Here is an 18,453-nt window from a genome sequence, read left to right as displayed (position 1 = left end):
TCTCGTAGCCGTCTTCGATCTGCTCGATCTGCCAGCGAATTTCGTAGTCGATGGCGATCTGCATGTTTTTGAACGAGTTCAGGTTCTTGATCTCGCGGCGGGTGCCCAGCGGTGCACCGGGCTTGCGCACGGAGACGTTGGCGTCGCAGCGGAACGAGCCTTCCTGCATATTGCCGTCGCAAATGCCAATCCAGGTCACGATCTTGTGCAGCTCCTTGGCGTAGGCCACGGCTTCTTCGGTGCTGCGGATATCGGGCTCGGTCACGATTTCCAGCAGGGGTGTGCCCGCGCGGTTCAGGTCAATGCCGGACTCGGTGGGGAACTGGTCGTGCACGGACTTGCCCGCGTCTTCTTCCAGGTGGGCACGCACCAGACGCACGGTGTGCAGCTTGTCGCCCACGTAGAAGCTCACTTCGCCGCCTTGCACCACGGGAATCTCGAACTGGGAGATCTGGTAGCCCTTGGGCAGGTCGGGGTAGAAGTAGTTCTTGCGCGCAAAAATGCTGCGGGGCGCGATGTGCGAGCCCAGCGCCAGGCCGAGTTTGATGGCGCATTCCACGGCCTTCTTGTTCATCACGGGCAGGGTGCCGGGCAGGGCCATGTCCACGGCGCAGGCCTGGGTGTTGGGCTCGGCACCAAAGGCGGTGCTGGCGCGGCTGAAGATTTTGGAGTTGGTCGCCAGTTGGGCGTGGGTTTCAAAGCCGATGACGACTTCGTACCCGTTGATCAGTTTCGCAGTCATGATGCTGATGTGTCCTTGCTGCTATGAATAGAAAAGCTGCTAGCGCTCGTATTTGCTTGATTTCAAAGTGTTTTATTTCTAAAAACCTTGCAGATCAAGCGCGGGCAGCTATCGTTTTTAAATGCCTGCGGGGCGTTGCAGGTGGAAGTCCGTCGCCTGCTGGAAGCGGTGGGCTGCGTTGAGCAGCTTGCCTTCGGCAAAGTAGTTGCCGATCAGCTGCAGACCCACGGGCATGCCGCCTTCGCCAAAACCGGCGGGCAGGGACAGGCCGGGCAGACCCGCCAGCGATGCAGGCAGGGTGAACACGTCAGCCAGGTAGTTGGACACGGGGTCCGCCTTGCCGCCAATGGCCCATGCGGTGGTGGGCGCAGCGGGGCCGGCGATCACGTCGCAGTCCTTGAAGGCGGCCTGGAAGTCGTCGGCAATCATGCGGCGGATCTTCTGCGCCTGCAGGTAGTAGGCGTCGTAATAGCCTTCGGACAGCACATAGGCACCGATCATGATGCGGCGCTTGACCTCGTCGCCAAAGCCTTCGGCGCGGGTCTTTTTGTACATGTCGTTCAGGTCGGCAAAGTCCTTGGCACGGTGGCCGAACTTCACGCCGTCAAAGCGCGACAGGTTGGACGATGCTTCCGCGGGTGCCAGGATGTAGTACACGGGCACAGACAGCTCGGTACGGGGCAGGCTGATGGGCACCAGCTTGGCGCCCAGCTTTTCGTATTCCTTCAGGGCTGCGTCCACGGCAGTGCGCACGTCGGCAGACAGGCCTTCACCAAAGAACTCGGCAGGCACACCAATGCGCAGGCCTTCGATGCTGTCACCCAGCTTGGCGGTGAAGTCTTCGGCAGGCACGTCCAGGCTGGTGGAGTCGCGGTCCAGATCGGGGCCGCACATCTCGCTCAGCAACAAAGCGCAGTCTTCGGCGCTGCGGCCCATGGGGCCTGCTTGGTCCAGCGAGGAGGCAAAGGCAATCATGCCGTAGCGGGAAGCGCGGCCATAGGTGGGCTTGATGCCGGTGATGCCGCAGAACGACGCAGGCTGGCGAATCGAGCCACCGGTGTCTGTGCCTGTCACCGCAGGGGCCAGACGGGCTGCCACGGCAGCGGCAGAGCCACCGGAGGAACCACCAGGCACGCGCTCGGTGTTCCAGGGGTTGCGCACGGGCTGGGCGCTGTCAAAGCCCACGGGGGCGATGGCGGAGTTTTCGTTGGCACCGCCCATGGCGAATTCGTCGCAGTTGAGCTTGCCCAGCGTCACCACACCGGCGTCGGCCAGCTTGGTCACCACGGTCGCGTCAAACGGCGACTTGTAGCCTTCCAGCATCTTGGAGGCGGCGGTGGTGGGGAAGTCCTTGGTGACGAAGATGTCCTTGTGCGCAATCGGCACACCGGCCAGACGGCCACCCTTGCCTTCGGCGATCAGCGCGTCCGCTGCCTTGGCCTGGGCCAGCGTGGCGTCTTCATTGATGGCTACAAAAGCGCCCAGGTGCTGGTGCTGCTTGGCGCGGGCCAGAAAGTGCTGGGCGGCTTCGACGGCGGAAATTTGCTTGTTCTTGAGCTGGGCAGCCAGCTCGGCCACGCCCAGATTGTGCAGTTCGGTATTGCTCATGGTGCTGCTTGTTCGCTTATTCGATGACCTTGGGAACGAGGAACAGACCCTCGCCTTGCGCAGGGGCGTTCTGCATGTTGGCTTCACGCTGATTGGGTTCCCAGGCCTGGTCTTCACGCAGGCGCAGCACCACGTCCTGAATGGCGGCTACGGGGTGTGCCAGAGGCTGCACGCCCGAGGTATCCACAGCTTGCATCTTTTCGACAATGCCGAAAAAACTGTTCAACTGAGATAGCATGCGCTCACTTTCTTCTGAAGAAAGCTCGAGCCGCGCTAGGTTGGCGATGCGGTCAATGTCTTGGGATGTGAGTGCCATAGTGTTTCTGCGGCTCGAAACTGGATGTAAACAGGTGTCATCCAGAACCCGCCGCCATGAGTTATTCACAGGGGATACGGTATTATCTGTGCTTTGCACAATCAGCATCTTGCGATGGCATAGATTGTGCAAAAAGCCTCTTTTTGCTTCCCCACATTTTTCAGTTGAACCAACACCCCGGCGATAGCAGGCCGAAGCGCATGCTGTGCCTGAGAGGATTTTTGAATGTTCGGTGCTTTACGTCGGTACTTTTCCACCGACCTCGCTATTGACCTTGGCACTGCCAATACTTTGATCTTTGCCCGTGACAAGGGCATCGTGCTGGATGAGCCTTCGGTGGTTGCCATTCGCCACGAGGGCGGCCCCCACGGCAAGAAGGTCATTCAGGCCGTAGGCCGTGAAGCCAAGGCCATGCTGGGCAAGGTGCCCGGCAATATTGAAGCCATCCGCCCCATGAAGGACGGCGTGATTGCGGACTTTGTGATCACCGAGCAGATGATCAAGCAGTTCATCAAGATGGTGCACCCCCGCAATGTGATGACGCCCAGCCCCCGCATCATCATCTGCGTGCCCTGCGGCTCCACCCAGGTGGAACGCCGTGCCATCAAGGACGCTGCAGAAGCCGCTGGCGCAACCGCTGTCTACCTGATTGAAGAGCCCATGGCCGCCGGTATCGGCGCGGGCCTGCCTGTGTCTGAGGCCTCCGGCTCCATGGTCGTGGACATCGGCGGCGGCACCACCGAAGTGGGCGTGATCTCGCTGGGCGGCATGGTCTACAAGGGCAGCGTGCGCGTGGGTGGTGACAAGTTTGACGAAGCCATCATCAGCTATATCCGCCGCAACTACGGCATGCTGATCGGTGAGCCCACGGCCGAAATGATCAAGAAGGAAATTGGCTCGGCCTTCCCCGGCTCTGAAGTCAAGGAAATCGAAGTCAAGGGCCGCAATCTGTCCGAAGGCGTGCCCCGCAGCTTCACCATCTCTTCCAACGAAGTGCTGGAAGCGCTGACCGAGCCGCTGAACCAGATCGTCTCTGCCGTGAAGAACGCGCTGGAGCAGACCCCTCCCGAGCTGGGTGCCGACATTGCCGAGCGCGGCATGATGCTGACCGGTGGTGGCGCGCTGCTGCGTGACCTGGACCGTCTGCTGGCAGAAGAAACCGGCCTGCCCGTGCTGGTGGCTGAAGAGCCCCTGACCTGCGTGGTACGTGGCTGCGGCATGGCGCTGGACAGCCTGGACCGCCAGGGCAGCATCTTTACCAGCGACTGATCGCTGTCTGCCCCTGACCTGCGGCCTGCAGCATGAAGCTGGGCCGCAGGTTTTTTTGCTGGAATCGCTTCCCATGTTCTTAGCGAACGCACACCTTTCCCCTGCGCCGTACTGCCTGGACGGTGGTGTTCGTTCGCATATCCCAAGGCAGCAAGCATGAGTTTGCGAACGCTGGAACGGGACGCCCCCTCTTCTTTCAAGCACAGTGTGGCCGCTGGCACGCGCGCCCTGCTGCTGTGTGCCCTGGCCGTGGTGCTGATGCTGGCGGACGTGCGCTTCAAGCTCACGGAGCCGGTGCGCCAGGCCGTCTCTGCCGTGCTGTTTCCCATCCAGTGGGCGGTGATGCAGCCCGTGGAGTGGCTCGGCGGTGCCAAAAACTATTTCCAGGACTTGGGCCAGGCCCAGGAAGAAGCCGCGGAGGCCCGTCGGCTGATGGCTGCCATGTCGCTCAAGGCCTATGACGCCGAAAAACTGCTGGCCGAGAACCAGCAGCTGCGCGATCTGCTGGAGCTGCGCCCGCGCCTTGTGGTGGATTCGGTGGCTGCAGAGGTGATGTATGAGTCCCCGGACAGCTACACGCGCCGCGTGGTGCTGGACAAGGGGCAGGTGGCAGGCATTGTGGCGGGTAGCCCCGTGGTGGATGACCTGGGTGTGCTGGGCCAGGTCACGCGCGTGCAGCCGTTTTCCAGCGAGGTGACGCTGCTGTCTGACCGTGAACAGGCGATTCCCGTCATGGTGCTGCGCACCGGCCAGCGTGCCGTAGCCTTTGGTGATGCTTCCAACCTGCGCAGCGACGGCATGGAGCTGCGCTTTGTGCCCAATGATGCAGATATTGACGTGGGTGACGAGCTGGTCACCAGCGGTGTAGATGGCGTCTACATGGCGGGCCTGCCCGTGGCCCGTGTGGTGGAGGTGGAGCGCCGCCTGCAGTCTTCCTTCATGCGTGTGTACTGTGAGCCCATGGCGCGTCTGGATGGCGCACGCCATGTGGTGGTACTCACGCCGCTGAATGTGATCAAGGCCGAGCATGTGCCCGATGCCCATGAGCTGGCCGCAGAGCCACAGACGGCCGCGCAGAACCAGCGTGAAGACAAGTCTGCCCAGCGCCGCGCCGTGCCAGCCGGGGTACAGGCTGCAGGAGTCAAGCCATGATCATGCCGCGTGGCCAGCAGCTGCTGCTGCCAGTGAACCCCACTTTCATCGCTTTCAGCGTAGCGCTGGCCTTTGTGCTGAGTCTGCTGCCCTGGAGCGGCTATGTCTGGATGCCTGACCTGTTGATGCTGGTACTGGCCTTCTGGGCACTGCACCACCCCAACCGCATGCCCATGAGTGTGGGCTTTTTGCTGGGGCTGGCAGTGGATGTGCAGCAGACTTCTCTTTTGGGTCAGCATGCGCTCACTTATGTGCTGGTGATTTATGCATCGCAACGCCTGAGCCGGCGCATGATGTGGTTTTCGCTGTTTACGCAGGCCGTGCAGATGCTGCCGCTGTTCGTGCTGGCGGCGGTGCTGCAGATGGCCATCCGCATGCTGGCGGGGGGGATTTTCCCCGGTCTGTCGATTGCGCTGGCTCCGGTGTTCGAGATGGTGCTCTGGCCGTTTCTGAGTGTGCTGCTGCTTGCGCCCCAGCGCCGTGCGCCGGACTCAGACCGTGACCGTCCGCTGTGAAGCCGTGCATGAGGGGCCGTTGCCATGAACAGCTTTGAGGTCCGCGACAGCGAACATGAACTCTCCCGCTTTCGCCTGCGTCTGCTGGTGGTGGCGGTGGTGGTGCTGCTCATGTTCAGCATTCTGGTGTTCCGCCTGTTTATGCTGCAGGTGGTGCGCCACGACGCTTTTGCCCAGCGTGCAGAGAGCAACCGCACGGCGGTGGTGCCCATCGTGCCCAATCGCGGGCAGATTCTGGACCGCAACGGCATTGTGCTGGCCAGCAACTACTCGGCCTATACGCTGGAGCTCACGCGCTCCAAGGTGAAAAACCTGGAAGAGACCATTAACGCCCTGTCTGAGGTGGTGGAAATCACTGCGCGCGACCGGCGCAAGTTCCGGCGGCTGATGGGGGACTCCAAGCGCTTTGAGTCCATCCCCATCCGTACGCGCCTGACCGATGAAGAAGTGGCGCGCTTTGCGGCGCAGCGCTGGCGCTTTCCGGGCGTAGACATCAAGGCCCGCTTTTTCCGCAACTACCCGCTGGAAGACGTAGCAGGCCACGTGGTGGGCTATATCGGCCGCATCAACCAGAAAGAGCAGGAAGCGATCGAGGACAGCGAGGACTACGCCAACTATCGTGGCACCGAAGTCATCGGAAAGCTGGGCATTGAGCAAAGCTATGAAAAGCAGTTGCACGGCTTGACGGGCTGGGAGCAACTGGAAACCACGGCAGGTGGTTTTGCCGTGCGCCGCCTGAACAGCCGCCCGGCCACGCCCGGGGACTCGGTGGTGCTGAGTCTGGACGTCGGCCTGCAAAAGCTGACCGAAGACCTGTTTGGCAACCGCCGTGGGGCGCTGGTAGCCATTGACCCGCGCAACGGGGAAGTGCTGGCCATGGTCAGCAAGCCGACCTACGACCTGAACCTGTTTGTGGATGGCATTGACCAGGAAAGCTGGGACATGCTGAACAATTCCATTGACCGGCCGCTGCTCAACCGTGCGCTGCGCGGCACCTACCCGCCGGGCTCCACCTACAAGCCCTTCATGGGGCTGGCAGGCCTGGAATCTGGCAAGCGCCGCGTGGACACCACCATCCAGGACAACGGCAGCTGGACTTTTGGTGGCCACACCTTCCGCTCCGGTCACCCCAACGGGCCCACCAATCTGCGCCGCTCCATCATCAAGTCGTCCAATGTGTACTACTACATGCTGGCCAATGACATGGGCGTGGACCTGATTCATGAATACCTCTCGCCCATGGGCTTTGGCAGCCAGACGGGCATAGACCTGCATGGTGAAGCCAGAGGCGTGCTGCCCAGCACGGAGTGGAAGCGCAAGGCCTACAGGCGCCCCGAGCAGAAGAAGTGGTATGCCGGTGAGACCATCTCCCTGGGCATCGGCCAGGGCTACAACCACTTCACCATGCTGCAGCTGGCCTCGGCCACGGCCATGCTGGCCAACCACGGCGTCAAGCACCGTCCACATCTGGGCATGGGCGTGATCCAGGCGGGCACACAGGCCTATCAGCCGCTGTACAAAAGTGATGGCGAGGATCTGGGCTACAAGCCCGAGCACGTCGAAGCCGTGCGCAGCGCCGTGCAGGCCGTGACAGTGGAAGGCACGGCGCGCCATGTGTTTGCCGGTGCGCCCTACACATCAGCGGGCAAGACTGGCACGGCGCAGGCCGTGACCATTGGGCAGAAAGACAAATACGACGCAGCCAAGCTGGCTGAGCACCAGCGCGACCACTCGCTCTACATTGCCTATGCACCGGCCGAAAACCCACAGATTGCGCTGGCCGTGATTGTGGAGAACGCGGGTTTTGGTGCGGCCGCGGCTGCACCTATTGCACGCCGCGTGTTTGACTACTGGCTGCTGGGCCAGTACCCCAGTGAGGCAGACCTGGCAGCCGTGCGCAAGGGCCAGGCCACGCGCCCCATTGGCCAGCCACGCAGTGCGGCCGAAGTCATGGCCAGGTACGAGCGCGTCCATATCCCCGGCCTGACCGAGCGCAGGCTGGAGCCCCTGCGTGAGGGCGATCTGCTGAAGCCCGACGCAGCACCGCTGAACGTGCCAGCAGCGCCTGGCAGGCGTGAGGAAGAGGGCGCAGACGAAGCGCTTGAAGAAGATTGAGGTCTGCTCGCCGGATGGCCTAGTTGGCCTAGGGCGTGCTCACATAAAGCTTGAGATTCGCGTTGAAGGCTTGGGGATGGGATGCTAGGCGCGGTGGCGCAGCAATGCCGGGCGCCTTGCAAGCCGCCGCAACAACGCAGACCGCCCCAAGCCTTCAACCCCATTTGTGATCTCCATAATCAGGGGCAGCCACGACAAGGCCGCCACTGCATTGTTGCCCGCCTTGCGCGGGTGCGCACCCGCGCTGCGCCGTGCGTCGCGCATTGTCAGCCTTGTCGTGGCTGCGCGAACCCAATGTTTATGTGAACACGCCCTAGTGGTGTGCCGGTGTCCACTGGCTGCAGATCAGTGCCAGCACAATCAGCGCTGCGCCCAGCATGGCGACGGGCCCCATGCGCTCATCAATCAGCCACCATGCGGTGATGGCAGCAAACACGGGCTCCAGTCCAAACACAATGGCGCTGCGCATGGCGTCTACACGCTGCTGGCCCCAGGCCTGCAGCACCACGACCACGGCACTGGCAATCAGGCCCAGATACACCATGGCCATCCACTGCGGGGCTTGCATGCTCTGGGCCTGCACAGCCAGCTGCTGCATGCCGTGGGGCTGCACCAGCAGGGCCAGTGTGGTGCAGGCAAACATGGAGCTGGCCAGGGCTGCAGCCATGCGGGTGGCACGCAGTGGGGCGCTCTGGTTGCGCAGGGCGGCGGCTTCCATGGTCAGAATGTAGATGGCGTAGACCACGGCGCTGCACAGCGTGAGGGTGTCGCCCCAGTTCCACGGAGCATCTTCAAAAAACATCAGGCACATGCCCACCACGGCCAGCGCGCAGGCGGCCCAGATGTTCCAGCTGGTCTTGCGGTGCAGTACCAGCCAGGCAATCAGGGGCACGATGAGCACGTTCAGCCCCGTCACAAAGGCATTGCGGTTGCTGGTGGTGTGGTGCAGGCCTTCAATCTGCAGCCAGAAGGCCACAAAGTTCAGCACGCCCAGCCCCAGGCCCCAGCGCCATTCGGCACGGCGCATGCCCCACCACAGCGGCAGCAGCACGAGTGCGGCCATGCCAAAGCGCAGCCAGATGATCTGCAGGGCAGACAGATCGCTGGTCAGCTGCTTCATGGCGGGGAAGGTCGTGCCCCAGACGGCAGTGACCAGCAGCAGGGCCAGCAGCCCCAGTCGTTGAGTACGCATGAATATGCTTGCAAAAAGAAAGCGGCTAGCGCTGATAAATCAAGGGTTTCAAATAGAAAACTATCTGAAATCGAGATATATCAAGCGATAGCCGCTCTTGTTTTTAATATCTGATGCTGGTGATCAATGCGCGACGCGGCCGATGAAGGCGGCAATGCGCTCGTTCGCAGGGTTGGCAAAGAACTCGGCAGGCGGCGCTTCGTGGGCGATACAGCCCTGGTCGAAGAACATCACGCGGTCAGCCACTTCACGCGCAAAGCCCATTTCGTGTGTGACCACGATCATGGTCATGCCGCTCTTGGCGAGTCCCCGCATGACTTCCAGCACCTCCTGCACCATCTCGGGGTCCAGCGCCGAGGTGGGCTCGTCAAACAGCATGACCTGAGGTTCCATGGCCAGCGCACGCGCAATGGCCACGCGCTGCTGCTGGCCGCCCGAGAGCTGCCAGGGGTACTTGTGGGCATGGGCCTGCATGCCCACGCGCTCGAGCAGCTGCATGGCCTTGGCATTGGCCTGTGCGCGCGAAATCTTGTGGATGCGGCGCGGGGCCAGTGTCACGTTGTCCAGCACGGTCATGTGGCCGAACAGGTTGAACTGCTGGAACACCATGCCTACTTCGCAGCGCTGCTTTTGCAGCGTGGCTTCGTCGTCCGTCACCGCCACACCGCCGATGGTGATGGTGCCGCCGTCGTGCGGCTCGAGCCGGTTGATGGCGCGCAGCAGCGTGGACTTTCCTGAACCGGATGCGCCGATGATGACCGTCACCTCACCCTTGCTGAAGCTCGTCGAGACGCCCTTGAGCACCTGGTGCGCGCCAAAGCTCTTGGTGACCTTGTCGCAGATGATGTAGGGGGTACGAGTGTTGGAGGCGGTGCTCATTTCTGGCGTCCTTCCACATCAAAGCGGTATTCCACAGCGGCAGTGACCTGTGTGACCAGTGTGGTCAGCACCAGATAGGTCACGCCCACGGTGATCAGTGTTTCGACCGGCTGGAAGGTGGCGGACTGGATGCGGTTGCCCACATTGGTCAGCTCCACCACGCCAATCGCATAGGCCAGCGAAGAGTCCTTGAGCAGAGCCACAAAGTTGCTCACCAGCGGAGGCAGGGAAATCTTGAAAGCCTGGGGGAAGACCACGTCCAGAAACACGCGGCTCCTGGGCAGGCCCAGGGCACGCGCGGCTTCAGTCTGGCCGCGGGGTACGGCATTCAGGCCTGCGCGCACGGCTTCGGCGTTATAGGCACCCACGTTCAGCGCCAGTGCAATCACGGCAGCGGCAAAGTCCGGCAGGTTCAGGCCGGGAACCAGCACGGGCAGTGCAAAGTACATGAACAGAATCTGTACCAGCAGGGGCGTGCCGCGGATGATCCAGATGTAGGCGCCCGAGATGGTGCGCAGCAGGGCATTGCCCGAGGTGCGGGCCAGTGCGGCGACCACGCCCAGCACCAGGCCGATGGCGCCGCTGATCAGCGTCAGATACAGGGTGGTGCGTGCGCCTTCGGCAAATTCGGCAGCGTGGTCACCAATGGGCTCAGGCAGCAGGGCCAGCAGTTGGCCGAGTGCAGCGACCACGACGATCATCACCAGCAGTGCGGTGACCAGGGTGGCGTTGCTGCGCTGGGTACGGCTCCAGGTAGAGGGCCAGATAGCGGTCAACATAGGAAAAAAGTCCGGGATGTAAAAAGCGAAAACGCCCTGGCGCAATTCCGTCAGGGCGTCGGGAGGGGCTGTCTGCCGTGGCAGCAGCCCATCAACCCATGCGTGTTATTCCGGGCAGCGGATGTCTTCCTGGAACCACTTCTGCGAGATCTTGGCGTAGCTGCCGTCCTGCAGTGCTTCAGCAAATGCCTTGTTCCAGGCGTCAGCCAGGGCCTGGTTGTCCTTGGAGACGGCGGCGGCAATTTTTTCCACGAACAGCAGTTCACCCTGGTTGAACTTGATCTTGGGGTTCTTCTGGAGCATTTCCTTGGCCAGGAAGCGCTCGGTCACCCAGGCGTCGGAACGCTTGGTCATCAGAGCGTTCATGGCGGCTTCGTTGGTGGGGAAGTTCACCACACGCTTCACACCAGGCACGTTCTTTTGCACGTAGTCCAGGTAGGTGGTGCCGGTCTGGGCCGACACGGTCTTGCCTGCCAGGTCCTTGCCGGACTGGATGGCGGGATCGGTAGAGATTACCTGTGCGCCCGAGCAGTAGTGGGGCGTGGTGAAGGTGACAGCTTTTTCACGCTCGGGCGTGATGCCGTGCGAGGAGATCACCAGATCCCAGCGGTCCTGCTTCAGGCCGGTGAGCAGGGCGTCGAACGAGATGGTCTTCCACTCGGCCTTCAGGCCCATTTTCTGGGCCATGAGTTCAGCCAGTTCGACTTCAAAGCCGGTCAGCTGCTTGCCTTCGAAGTAGGCAAAGGGGGCGTAATAACCTTCGGTGGCCAGACGGATGGTTCCGTCCTTCTGGATGTCTTCCAGGCTACGGGCGTGGGCACCAGTAGCAGCCAGCACTGCCACGGCGGCAGCGGCGATCAGGGAAATGCGTTTCATGATGGGTTTCCTGGATGCAGTCGCAGGATTCTTGGCCTCCGGCTCCAGAGATGGAGCCTTCCGAACGCACCACGCGGCTCGGAGAAAAGTAAAGGCCACAGCGCGCAATCAAGCAAGGCGCTGCGCCGCTGATTTCCTGATGAAGTAATGCACCGAAAAAGAGCGGCAGGAGGCGAAAGCAGCCCTCCATTATAGAAGTGCAGCCTTCTCGGCTGCAGAAGGCTATGCCTGCGACCTTAAGTGTCTATGTCTATTTGTGATGAAGCGAGCACTAGCTTCCAAAGGCGTCCCAGCCAGTCTTGCAGATCAGCAGGCTGACCACGACGATAAAGATCACGCGTACAAAGCCTGCCCCGTGGCGCAGCGCCATCCAGGTGCCCAGCACGCTGCCCAGTACATTGGCCACTGCCAGCGGCACGGCAAAGTGCCACCAGACATGGCCCTTGAGCGCAAACAGCACGATGGCGGCCAGGTTGGTGGTGACATTCATCAGCTTGGCGTTGATGGAGGCGTTCAGAAAGTCATAGCCCAGCAGGCGCACCAGCAGGAACACAAAAAAGCTTCCTGTACCCGGGCCAAAAAAGCCGTCATAAAAACCAATCACCAGGCCAATGGCCGCCGTGAGCCATTGCGTGGCGCGGGGGCTGTGCAGCGGCGTGTGCTCACGGCCCATGTCCTTTTTGGCCAGCGTATAGAGGAGCACGGCCAGCAAGATAAAGGGCAGGGCTTTGCGCAGAAAGCCCGGGTCAATCAGGGTGACGGCCCAGGCCCCGAGAAAGGCACCCACGCCTGCGGCGGCAATGCCCGGAATGATGGTGGCCCAGGTGATGGAGATGCGGCGGCTGTACTGCCAGGCCGACATGGCGGTTCCCCAGACGGCTGCGCTCTTGTTCGTGCCAAACAGGGTGGCGGGTGCAGTCTGCGGAAAGGCTGCGAACATGGCAGGCACGAGGATCAGGCCACCACCGCCGACGATGGCATCCACAAAGCCTGCAAGGGCTGAAGCCAGGGAGACAAATATCCATTCCATAGTGCTGCATTGTGCGGGATGCGGCAGCAGATGCGGGTGCTGCGGCATAAACAAAAAGCGCCGGGAGTTCCGGCGCTTTGCGAAGGCATCTCATGATTGGATGCTTGATAAATTTTGGTCTTGTTGTGTCGAGTTGTCTCCTCGGGCTCCTCCTTGCTGCTGCACCTTGGTGCGCGCTAGAGTGAATTGACTGTAAGACTTGCCCGAGCATGGTGCATCGGGGATTTCCCGCAAGCTTGATGCAGGTCGACTGACAGGCTGAAAACTGTGCAGGTATGGCTTGTGCTTGTCCGCTGCTCATAAGAGCCAATCAGACAAGTCATGAGGGACCAAGATGAGCAGGCAAGACAAGCGACGCGGAGGGGGGAAGGAGGTGTGCGGCAGCACTGGGGCTGGCAGCACCGTGGAGCGCACAGGCACAAAGCATGGTGGGCTTTGCCGAGATCAGCGGTGCTGATACGGCTTGGGTTCTGGTATCGGCTGCACTGGTGCTGCTGATGACACTGCCCGGTGTGGCCCTGTTCTACGCCGGCATGGTGCGGCGCAAGAACGTGCTGGATACGCTGGCGGCGGTACTGGGCACGGCCTGCGTGGTCAGTGTGGTGTGGTTTGCCGTGGGCTATTCGCTGGCCTTTACGCCGGGCTCGGCATGGATTGGTGGGCTGGACCGGCTGTGGTTCGGCGGGCTGGACTACCAGCTGCTGACGCAGCAAGTCGCCATCAATCCGATTGCGCCGCGCATTCCTGAGGCGGCCTATGCCATTTTTCAGATGACTTTCGCCATCATCACTGCGGCACTGATCGTGGGTGCACTGGTGGAGCGCATGCGCTTTGGCGCGCTGATGCTGTTCATGCTGCTGTGGAGCCTGTTCGTCTATGTGCCCGTGGCCCACTGGGTGTGGGAGCCCAATGGCTGGCTGGCACGCATGGGCGCGCTGGACTTTGCCGGTGGCGCTGTGGTGCATGTGAATGCGGGTGCAGCCGGGCTGGCCTGTGCCTGCTATCTGGGCCGGCGCACAGGCTACGGGCGCGAGCCTTTCCAGCCCTACAACCTGGGCTGGACCATGCTGGGCTCCAGCCTGCTGTGGATTGGCTGGCTTGGTTTTAACGGTGGATCTGCTCTGGCGGCCGACGGTCGTGCGGCCCTGGCCATGGTGGTTACACACCTGGCAGCTGCCTGCGGCGGCATTGGCTGGGCGCTGGGAGAGTGGCTGTTCCACCGCCGCATTTCCCTGCTGGGGCTGTGCTCAGGCCTGGTGGCAGGGCTGGTGGCGGTCACGCCTGCAGCGGGCTATGTGAGCATGGCTTCGGGTGCGGTGATTGGCTTGATCGCTGGTCTGGTCTGCTACTGGGGTGCGACGGGCTTCAAGCGCTGGCTGGGTGCCGATGATGCGCTGGATGTATTTGGCGTCCACGGCCTGGGGGGCATGGTGGGTGCGCTGCTGACCGGCGTGTTTGCTAGCTACACGATTGCTGGTGTGCACGGCAATGTGCTGGCGCAGGCGGTGGCCGTGGTGGTGGTCGCGGTCGCGGTGTTCAGCTTTGTCGCCACCTGCGTGCTGATGTGGGTGACGGACCGCATCATCGCCGTGCGTGTGGATGTACACGATGAGCAGATGGGGCTGGACATCAGCCAGCACCGTGAGCAGGTCGGGCATTGAGCGTATTGGGGCGCTGATGTCTGTGGGCTAACCAGGCTGCACACTGGGCAGCCAGCAAGGAGAGCAAGATGGCAAACAGTGAACGTATCGCCGCAGCCGCTCATTTGCATGTTGCGCTGCGCCGCAAGGCAGGCCGTGTGACCGATACAGACTGGATGGCGGTCAACGATGTCTATGCGCAGGCCATGGTGCGCTTGGCCCATGAAAAAGCGCAGGAACTGCATGACCCCAGCCTGGCTGAGCTGGCCAGCAGGCTGGATGCCTTGCTGCAGGCGGAGTCCACCACCAAGGCAGCGCCGCTGGTGCAGCGCGTGAGCCAAGGGTTGCGGAGGGGCAGTACGGCGCAGGAGGAAGAGCCGCCGCGCTATGTCGGCGGCTTGCGCTAGGGTGGTGAAAACGCCCCAGGCAGGTAGCGTTCTACACCGTGAGTGATGCAGGCTCGGCATGTGCTGTTGCCTGGGCGGGCATCGCCGTATCGGTGGGTGTGCAGGCATTGATGCCTTGACTGGCCTGATAGTCCGCACGAATCCACTCGGCCGCTTTTTCGGCCAGCATCAGTGTGGGGCTGTTGGTATTGCCGCTGGTAATGGTGGGCATGGCGCCAGCATCCACCACGCGCAGCCCCTGCACGCCGCGCACGCGCAGGCGGCTGTCGAGCACGGCCATGGGGTCATTGCTGCGTCCCATTTTGGTGGTGCCCACGGGGTGGAAGATGGTGGTGGCAATCTCGCCAGCCAGCTGCAGCAGGGCTTCATCGCTTTGGTACTGCGCACCGGGCTTGTATTCCTCGGGCTGGTAGCGCGCCAGGGCAGGCTGGCTCACGATGCGCCGCGTCAGGCGCAGGCTGTCGATGGCTACCTGCTGGTCTTCGGGGGTGCTCAGGTAGTTGGGGGCAATGGCTGGCGCCTCCTCAAAGTTGGGGCTCTGGATGGTGACGCTGCCGCGGCTGGTGGGGTTGAGGTTGCAGACGCTGGCCGTGAATGCCGGGAAGCGGTGCAGCGGCTCGCCAAAGGCGTCCAGCGACAGCGGTTGCACGTGGTATTGCAGATTGGGGTGCGGCAGATCCGGGCGGCTGCGCGTGAAGGCGCCAAGCTGAGAGGGGGCCATGCTCAGGGGGCCGGTGCGGCGCAGCAGGTATTCCATCCCCATGCGCAGCTTGCCCCGGCGACTGGCCGACATGGTGTTGAGCGTGGTGCAGCCCTGGACCTTGTAGACCGAGCGAATCTGCAGATGGTCCTGCAGGTTGGCGCCTACGCCGGGCAGGTCTATCTGCAGTGGAATCCCTTTGTCGTGCAGCAGCTGTGCAGGGCCGATGCCGGATAACTGCAGCAGCTGCGGGGAATTAATCGCTCCGGCGCAGACCAGCACCTCCTGCGTGGCCGTCAGTTGGACGATTTCTGTCCCATCCCACACCCGTACGCCGGTGCAGCGCAGGCTGCCGTCGCTCTGGCGCTCCAGCACCAGGCGCTTGGCGTGGGCCATGGTCCACATCTCAAAGTTGGGGCGGCCATAGCACTTGGGGCGCAGAAAAGCCTTGGCCGTATTCCAGCGCAGCCCGTTTTTCTGGTTGACCTCAAAGTAGCCCACGCCTTCGTTGCTGCCGCGGTTGAAGTCATCCGTGGCGGGTATGCCGGCCTGCTGTGCGGCCTGGGCAAAGGCATCGAGAATGTCCCAGCGCAGGCGCTGCTTTTCCACGCGCCATTCGCCTTTGCTGCCGTGCAGCGCGGCAAATGCCGGGTCATGGGGCTGGCCTTCGTCCAGCCGCCAGTGGCTTTCATGCCGCTTGAAGGCGGGCAGTACGTTGTCCCAGCGCCAGGTGTCATCACCGGTCAACTCGGCCCAGTGGTCATAGTCACGTGCCTGGCCACGCATGTAGATCATGCCGTTGATGCTGGAGCAGCCACCCAGTGTTTTGCCGCGTGGATAGCGCAGGCTGCGGCCATGAAGGCCTTCCGTTGCTTCGGTCTGGTAGAGCCAGTCTGTGCGCGGGTTGCCAATGCAGTAGAGGTAGCCCACAGGAATGTGGATCCAGTGGTAGTCGTCCTTGCGACCAGCTTCGATGAGTAGCACGCGCACATTGCGGTTCGCCGTCAGCCGATTGCACAGCAATGCGCCTGCTGTGCCGCCTCCTATGACGATGTAGTCAAACGTGGTCTCGCTCATGATGCTCCCGGTCGCAGTGGTAAAAATGCCTGAGCGGCCTGCTGCAGGACGCCCCTCTCGCATTGTGGGAAGAAGGCGCAATGTGTCGATAGGGAAACTATGAGGTCGTGTAGGAAGACATGAACAATGACTGCTTCTCTCAGCCCTGATGGTGAGGATGGATGTGAATGCTTGTAAGCTTGCGGGACTTGGGCTTTACATACCGCTATGAACGACGACACCTCACCGCGACTGCACACCACCGCCGATGCACAGGGTGCATGGGTGCAGCTGCAAGGGCGCTGGGGGGCGGCAGAGCTGGGGCAGCGCACGAACTGGCGGGCACTGAAGCAGGCACTGAGCAGCAACCGCATCTCTCCGGATGTGGGCTGGGATCTGGAGTCCCTGCAGTGGCTGGACCATATCGGCGCGCAGCTGCTGTGGCAGCACTGGCAGCATCAGTGGCCTGCGCGCGTCCGTGTTTCTGAGGCGCAGCGCGCCATGATCGAGCGTGTGGCCAAGTTTCAGCGTGCCCCCTTGCCGCAGCGACCTTCCATGGGCCTCATGGACCGGGTCAACCAGCTGGGTCTGCTGGTGCTGGGGGCTCTGGGCCACATGCGGCACCTGGTGGAGCTGATCGGTCAGCTGGTGCTGGATCTGGGCTATCTGATTCGCCATCCTCGCCAGGGCCCGTGGCGTGATTTTTCTGGTCATCTGTACAACATGGGGGCCATGGCGCTGCCGATTACGGCGCTGGTGGGCTTTCTGATTGGCGTGGTGCTGGCTTATCTGATGGCGCTGCAGTTGCGGCAGTTCGGGGCAGAGACTTTTATCGTAGACATTCTGGGCATCTCGCTGGTGCGGGAGCTGGGCCCGCTGCTGGCAGCCATTCTGGTGGCTGGCCGTTCGGGTTCGGCCATCACAGCCCAGATTGGTGTGATGCGCGTGACGGAAGAGCTTGACGCCATGCAGGTCATGGGCATACGCCACGGCTTTCGCCTGGTCATGCCGCGTGCCATGGCGCTGGCCCTGTCCATGCCCCTGATCAGTCTGTGGACCACGCTGGCAGCGCTGGGTGGCGGCATGCTGGCATCCGATCTGACGCTGGGCATTTCTGCCGCCTATTTTCTGGAAACCCTGCCTAGTGCCGTGAGCATCGGCAATCTGGTGCTGGCCACGGCCAAGTCCGTGGTGTTCGGGGTGTTTATTGCGCTGATTGGCTGTCACTGGGGCCTGCAGGTCAAGCCCAATACGCAGAGCCTGGGTGCGGGGACCACGGCCTCGGTGGTGTCGTCCATCACCATGGTGATCGTGGTGGATGCCATTTTTGCGGTGGCCTTCAAGAATGTGGGGTTCTAAGCCATGACTGAGACTGCCACTACCCCAGCTCCAGCTACGCCACCAGTGGTGGTGATCGACAAGCTGTGGAGCATTTTTGGTGAAGGCGAGCGTGCTTTTGCGGTGCATCAGGATCTGGATCTGACGGTGCACCAGGGCGAAATGCTGTCCATCGTCGGTGGCTCGGGCACGGGCAAGACCGTGCTGCTGCGCCAGATTCTGGGCCTGCTGCACCCTGGCAAGGGTACGGTGACTACGCTGGGCCGCCCGGCAGCCGAGCTGTGCAACGCACAGGCTGCCAGTAGGGTGGGCATGCTGTTTCAGCAGGGGGCGCTGTATTCGGCCTTCAATGTGCTGGAGAACATTGGCTTTGCACTGCGCGAGCAGGGCACACTGCCTGATGCCATGGTCGATGAAGCCGCCATGATCAAGCTGCAGATGGTGGGCCTCAAGCCCGAGCACGCGACGCGCATGCCTTCTGACCTGTCAGGCGGCATGATCAAGCGCGTGGCGCTGGCCCGTGCCCTGATCATGGACCCACCCTTGCTGCTGCTGGACGAACCTACGGCAGGGCTGGATCCGACAAGTTCTGACGAATTCTGCGAACTGCTGCGCGAGCTGCACGACGATCTTGGGCTGACCATGATCATGGTCACGCATGACCTGGACACGCTGTTTGCGCTGTCCAGTCGCGTGGCGGTGCTGGCGGAAAAGCGCGTCATTGTGACGGGCTCGCCGCGCGAGGTGGCGCAGTTCAACCACCCGTTTATTCACACGTTTTTTCAGGGAGAGCGTGGCCGTCGCGCCATGGCTCCTGCCCCTGTTGGAGGGCAATAAGC

At 62.2% G+C, this 18,453-nt stretch carries 17 protein-coding genes; 8 read left to right on the top strand and 9 right to left on the bottom strand.

The genetic code is table 11. The features are described 5' to 3' along the window. The 3 genes from gatB to gatC all read right to left on the bottom strand — a co-directional run. On the bottom strand, nucleotides 1–742 hold a 742-nt coding region (gene gatB / locus F7P80_RS15740; RefSeq protein WP_151045990.1), incomplete at its 3' end, for an Asp-tRNA(Asn)/Glu-tRNA(Gln) amidotransferase subunit GatB. A gap of 117 nt (nucleotides 743–859) precedes the next feature. Next, on the bottom strand, nucleotides 860–2,350 hold the full coding sequence (gene gatA / locus F7P80_RS15735) for an Asp-tRNA(Asn)/Glu-tRNA(Gln) amidotransferase subunit GatA (protein WP_151045988.1): 1,491 nt from the start codon (nucleotides 2,348–2,350) through the stop codon (nucleotides 860–862). 16 nt (nucleotides 2,351–2,366) lie between these two features. Further along, on the bottom strand, nucleotides 2,367–2,666 hold the full coding sequence (gatC, locus tag F7P80_RS15730; protein ID WP_151045986.1) for an Asp-tRNA(Asn)/Glu-tRNA(Gln) amidotransferase subunit GatC: 300 nt from the start codon (nucleotides 2,664–2,666) through the stop codon (nucleotides 2,367–2,369). A gap of 225 nt (nucleotides 2,667–2,891) precedes the next feature. Between gatC and F7P80_RS15725 the strand changes: the two genes are divergently transcribed. From F7P80_RS15725 to mrdA, 4 genes are all read left to right on the top strand, one after another. Continuing rightward, on the top strand, nucleotides 2,892–3,935 hold the full coding sequence (locus F7P80_RS15725) for a rod shape-determining protein (RefSeq protein ID WP_054066187.1): 1,044 nt from the start codon (nucleotides 2,892–2,894) through the stop codon (nucleotides 3,933–3,935). A 156-nt stretch (nucleotides 3,936–4,091) separates the two neighbouring features. Then, entirely contained in the window at nucleotides 4,092–5,087 is a 996-nt protein-coding gene (gene mreC, locus F7P80_RS15720) for a rod shape-determining protein MreC (protein WP_151045984.1), read from the top strand. After that, nucleotides 5,084–5,602, top strand: coding sequence for a rod shape-determining protein MreD (gene mreD, locus F7P80_RS15715; RefSeq protein WP_054066188.1), 519 nt, complete (start codon nucleotides 5,084–5,086; stop codon nucleotides 5,600–5,602). The genes mreC and mreD overlap by 4 nt, the downstream gene beginning before the upstream one ends. 24 nt (nucleotides 5,603–5,626) lie before the next feature. Continuing rightward, nucleotides 5,627–7,717: a penicillin-binding protein 2 gene (gene mrdA, locus F7P80_RS15710; RefSeq protein ID WP_151045982.1), complete on the top strand. Its 2,091-nt coding sequence runs from the start codon at nucleotides 5,627–5,629 to the stop codon at nucleotides 7,715–7,717. A 313-nt stretch (nucleotides 7,718–8,030) separates the two neighbouring features. Here the strand turns inward: mrdA and F7P80_RS15705 are convergent, their stop codons facing one another. The 5 genes from F7P80_RS15705 to F7P80_RS15685 all read right to left on the bottom strand — a co-directional run bounded on the left by F7P80_RS15705 (nucleotide 8,031) and on the right by F7P80_RS15685 (nucleotide 12,473). Next, entirely contained in the window at nucleotides 8,031–8,909 is an 879-nt protein-coding gene (locus F7P80_RS15705) for a DMT family transporter (protein ID WP_151045980.1), read from the bottom strand. Between the two features lie 123 nt (nucleotides 8,910–9,032). After that, nucleotides 9,033–9,788 carry an amino acid ABC transporter ATP-binding protein gene (locus F7P80_RS15700; protein ID WP_054066190.1) on the bottom strand — a complete coding sequence of 252 codons (756 nt, stop codon included), beginning with the start codon at nucleotides 9,786–9,788 and terminating at the stop codon, nucleotides 9,033–9,035. Further along, on the bottom strand, nucleotides 9,785–10,567 hold the full coding sequence (locus F7P80_RS15695; RefSeq protein ID WP_054066191.1) for an amino acid ABC transporter permease: 783 nt from the start codon (nucleotides 10,565–10,567) through the stop codon (nucleotides 9,785–9,787). The genes F7P80_RS15700 and F7P80_RS15695 overlap by 4 nt, the downstream gene beginning before the upstream one ends. Nucleotides 10,568–10,672: 105 nt before the next feature. Next, nucleotides 10,673–11,443 (bottom strand): ABC transporter substrate-binding protein, encoded by a 771-nt coding sequence (locus tag F7P80_RS15690; protein ID WP_077345230.1) that lies wholly within the window; start codon nucleotides 11,441–11,443, stop codon nucleotides 10,673–10,675. 271 nt (nucleotides 11,444–11,714) lie between these two features. Continuing rightward, on the bottom strand, nucleotides 11,715–12,473 hold the full coding sequence (locus tag F7P80_RS15685) for a sulfite exporter TauE/SafE family protein (RefSeq protein WP_054066209.1): 759 nt from the start codon (nucleotides 12,471–12,473) through the stop codon (nucleotides 11,715–11,717). A gap of 425 nt (nucleotides 12,474–12,898) precedes the next feature. Between F7P80_RS15685 and F7P80_RS15680 the strand changes: the two genes are divergently transcribed. Together F7P80_RS15680 and F7P80_RS15675 are read left to right on the top strand one after the other, a co-directional pair. Continuing rightward, nucleotides 12,899–14,134 carry an ammonium transporter gene (locus F7P80_RS15680; RefSeq protein WP_151045978.1) on the top strand — a complete coding sequence of 412 codons (1,236 nt, stop codon included), beginning with the start codon at nucleotides 12,899–12,901 and terminating at the stop codon, nucleotides 14,132–14,134. Nucleotides 14,135–14,202: 68 nt separating this feature from the next. Continuing rightward, nucleotides 14,203–14,520 (top strand): hypothetical protein, encoded by a 318-nt coding sequence (locus tag F7P80_RS15675; RefSeq protein ID WP_151045976.1) that lies wholly within the window; start codon nucleotides 14,203–14,205, stop codon nucleotides 14,518–14,520. 31 nt (nucleotides 14,521–14,551) lie between these two features. On the opposite strand, the gene F7P80_RS15670 is transcribed toward F7P80_RS15675, so the two are convergent. Beyond that, nucleotides 14,552–16,297, bottom strand: coding sequence for a GMC family oxidoreductase (locus F7P80_RS15670; protein ID WP_151045974.1), 1,746 nt, complete (start codon nucleotides 16,295–16,297; stop codon nucleotides 14,552–14,554). Between the two features lie 207 nt (nucleotides 16,298–16,504). On the opposite strand from F7P80_RS15670, the gene F7P80_RS15665 reads away from it, so the two are divergent. Both F7P80_RS15665 and F7P80_RS15660 read left to right on the top strand, forming a co-directional pair. Further along, nucleotides 16,505–17,635, top strand: coding sequence for an MlaE family ABC transporter permease (locus tag F7P80_RS15665; RefSeq protein WP_151045972.1), 1,131 nt, complete (start codon nucleotides 16,505–16,507; stop codon nucleotides 17,633–17,635). A 3-nt stretch (nucleotides 17,636–17,638) separates the two neighbouring features. Further along, entirely contained in the window at nucleotides 17,639–18,451 is an 813-nt protein-coding gene (locus F7P80_RS15660) for an ABC transporter ATP-binding protein (protein WP_054066195.1), read from the top strand. Nucleotides 18,452–18,453 lie beyond the last annotated feature (2 nt).

This window comes from Comamonas kerstersii (assembly GCF_008801935.1).
In the GTDB taxonomy this organism is placed as follows: domain Bacteria; phylum Pseudomonadota; class Gammaproteobacteria; order Burkholderiales; family Burkholderiaceae_C; genus Comamonas; species Comamonas kerstersii.
Note: the sequence above shows the minus strand (reverse complement) of the source record. Positions and strands in the feature narration are given on the sequence as shown.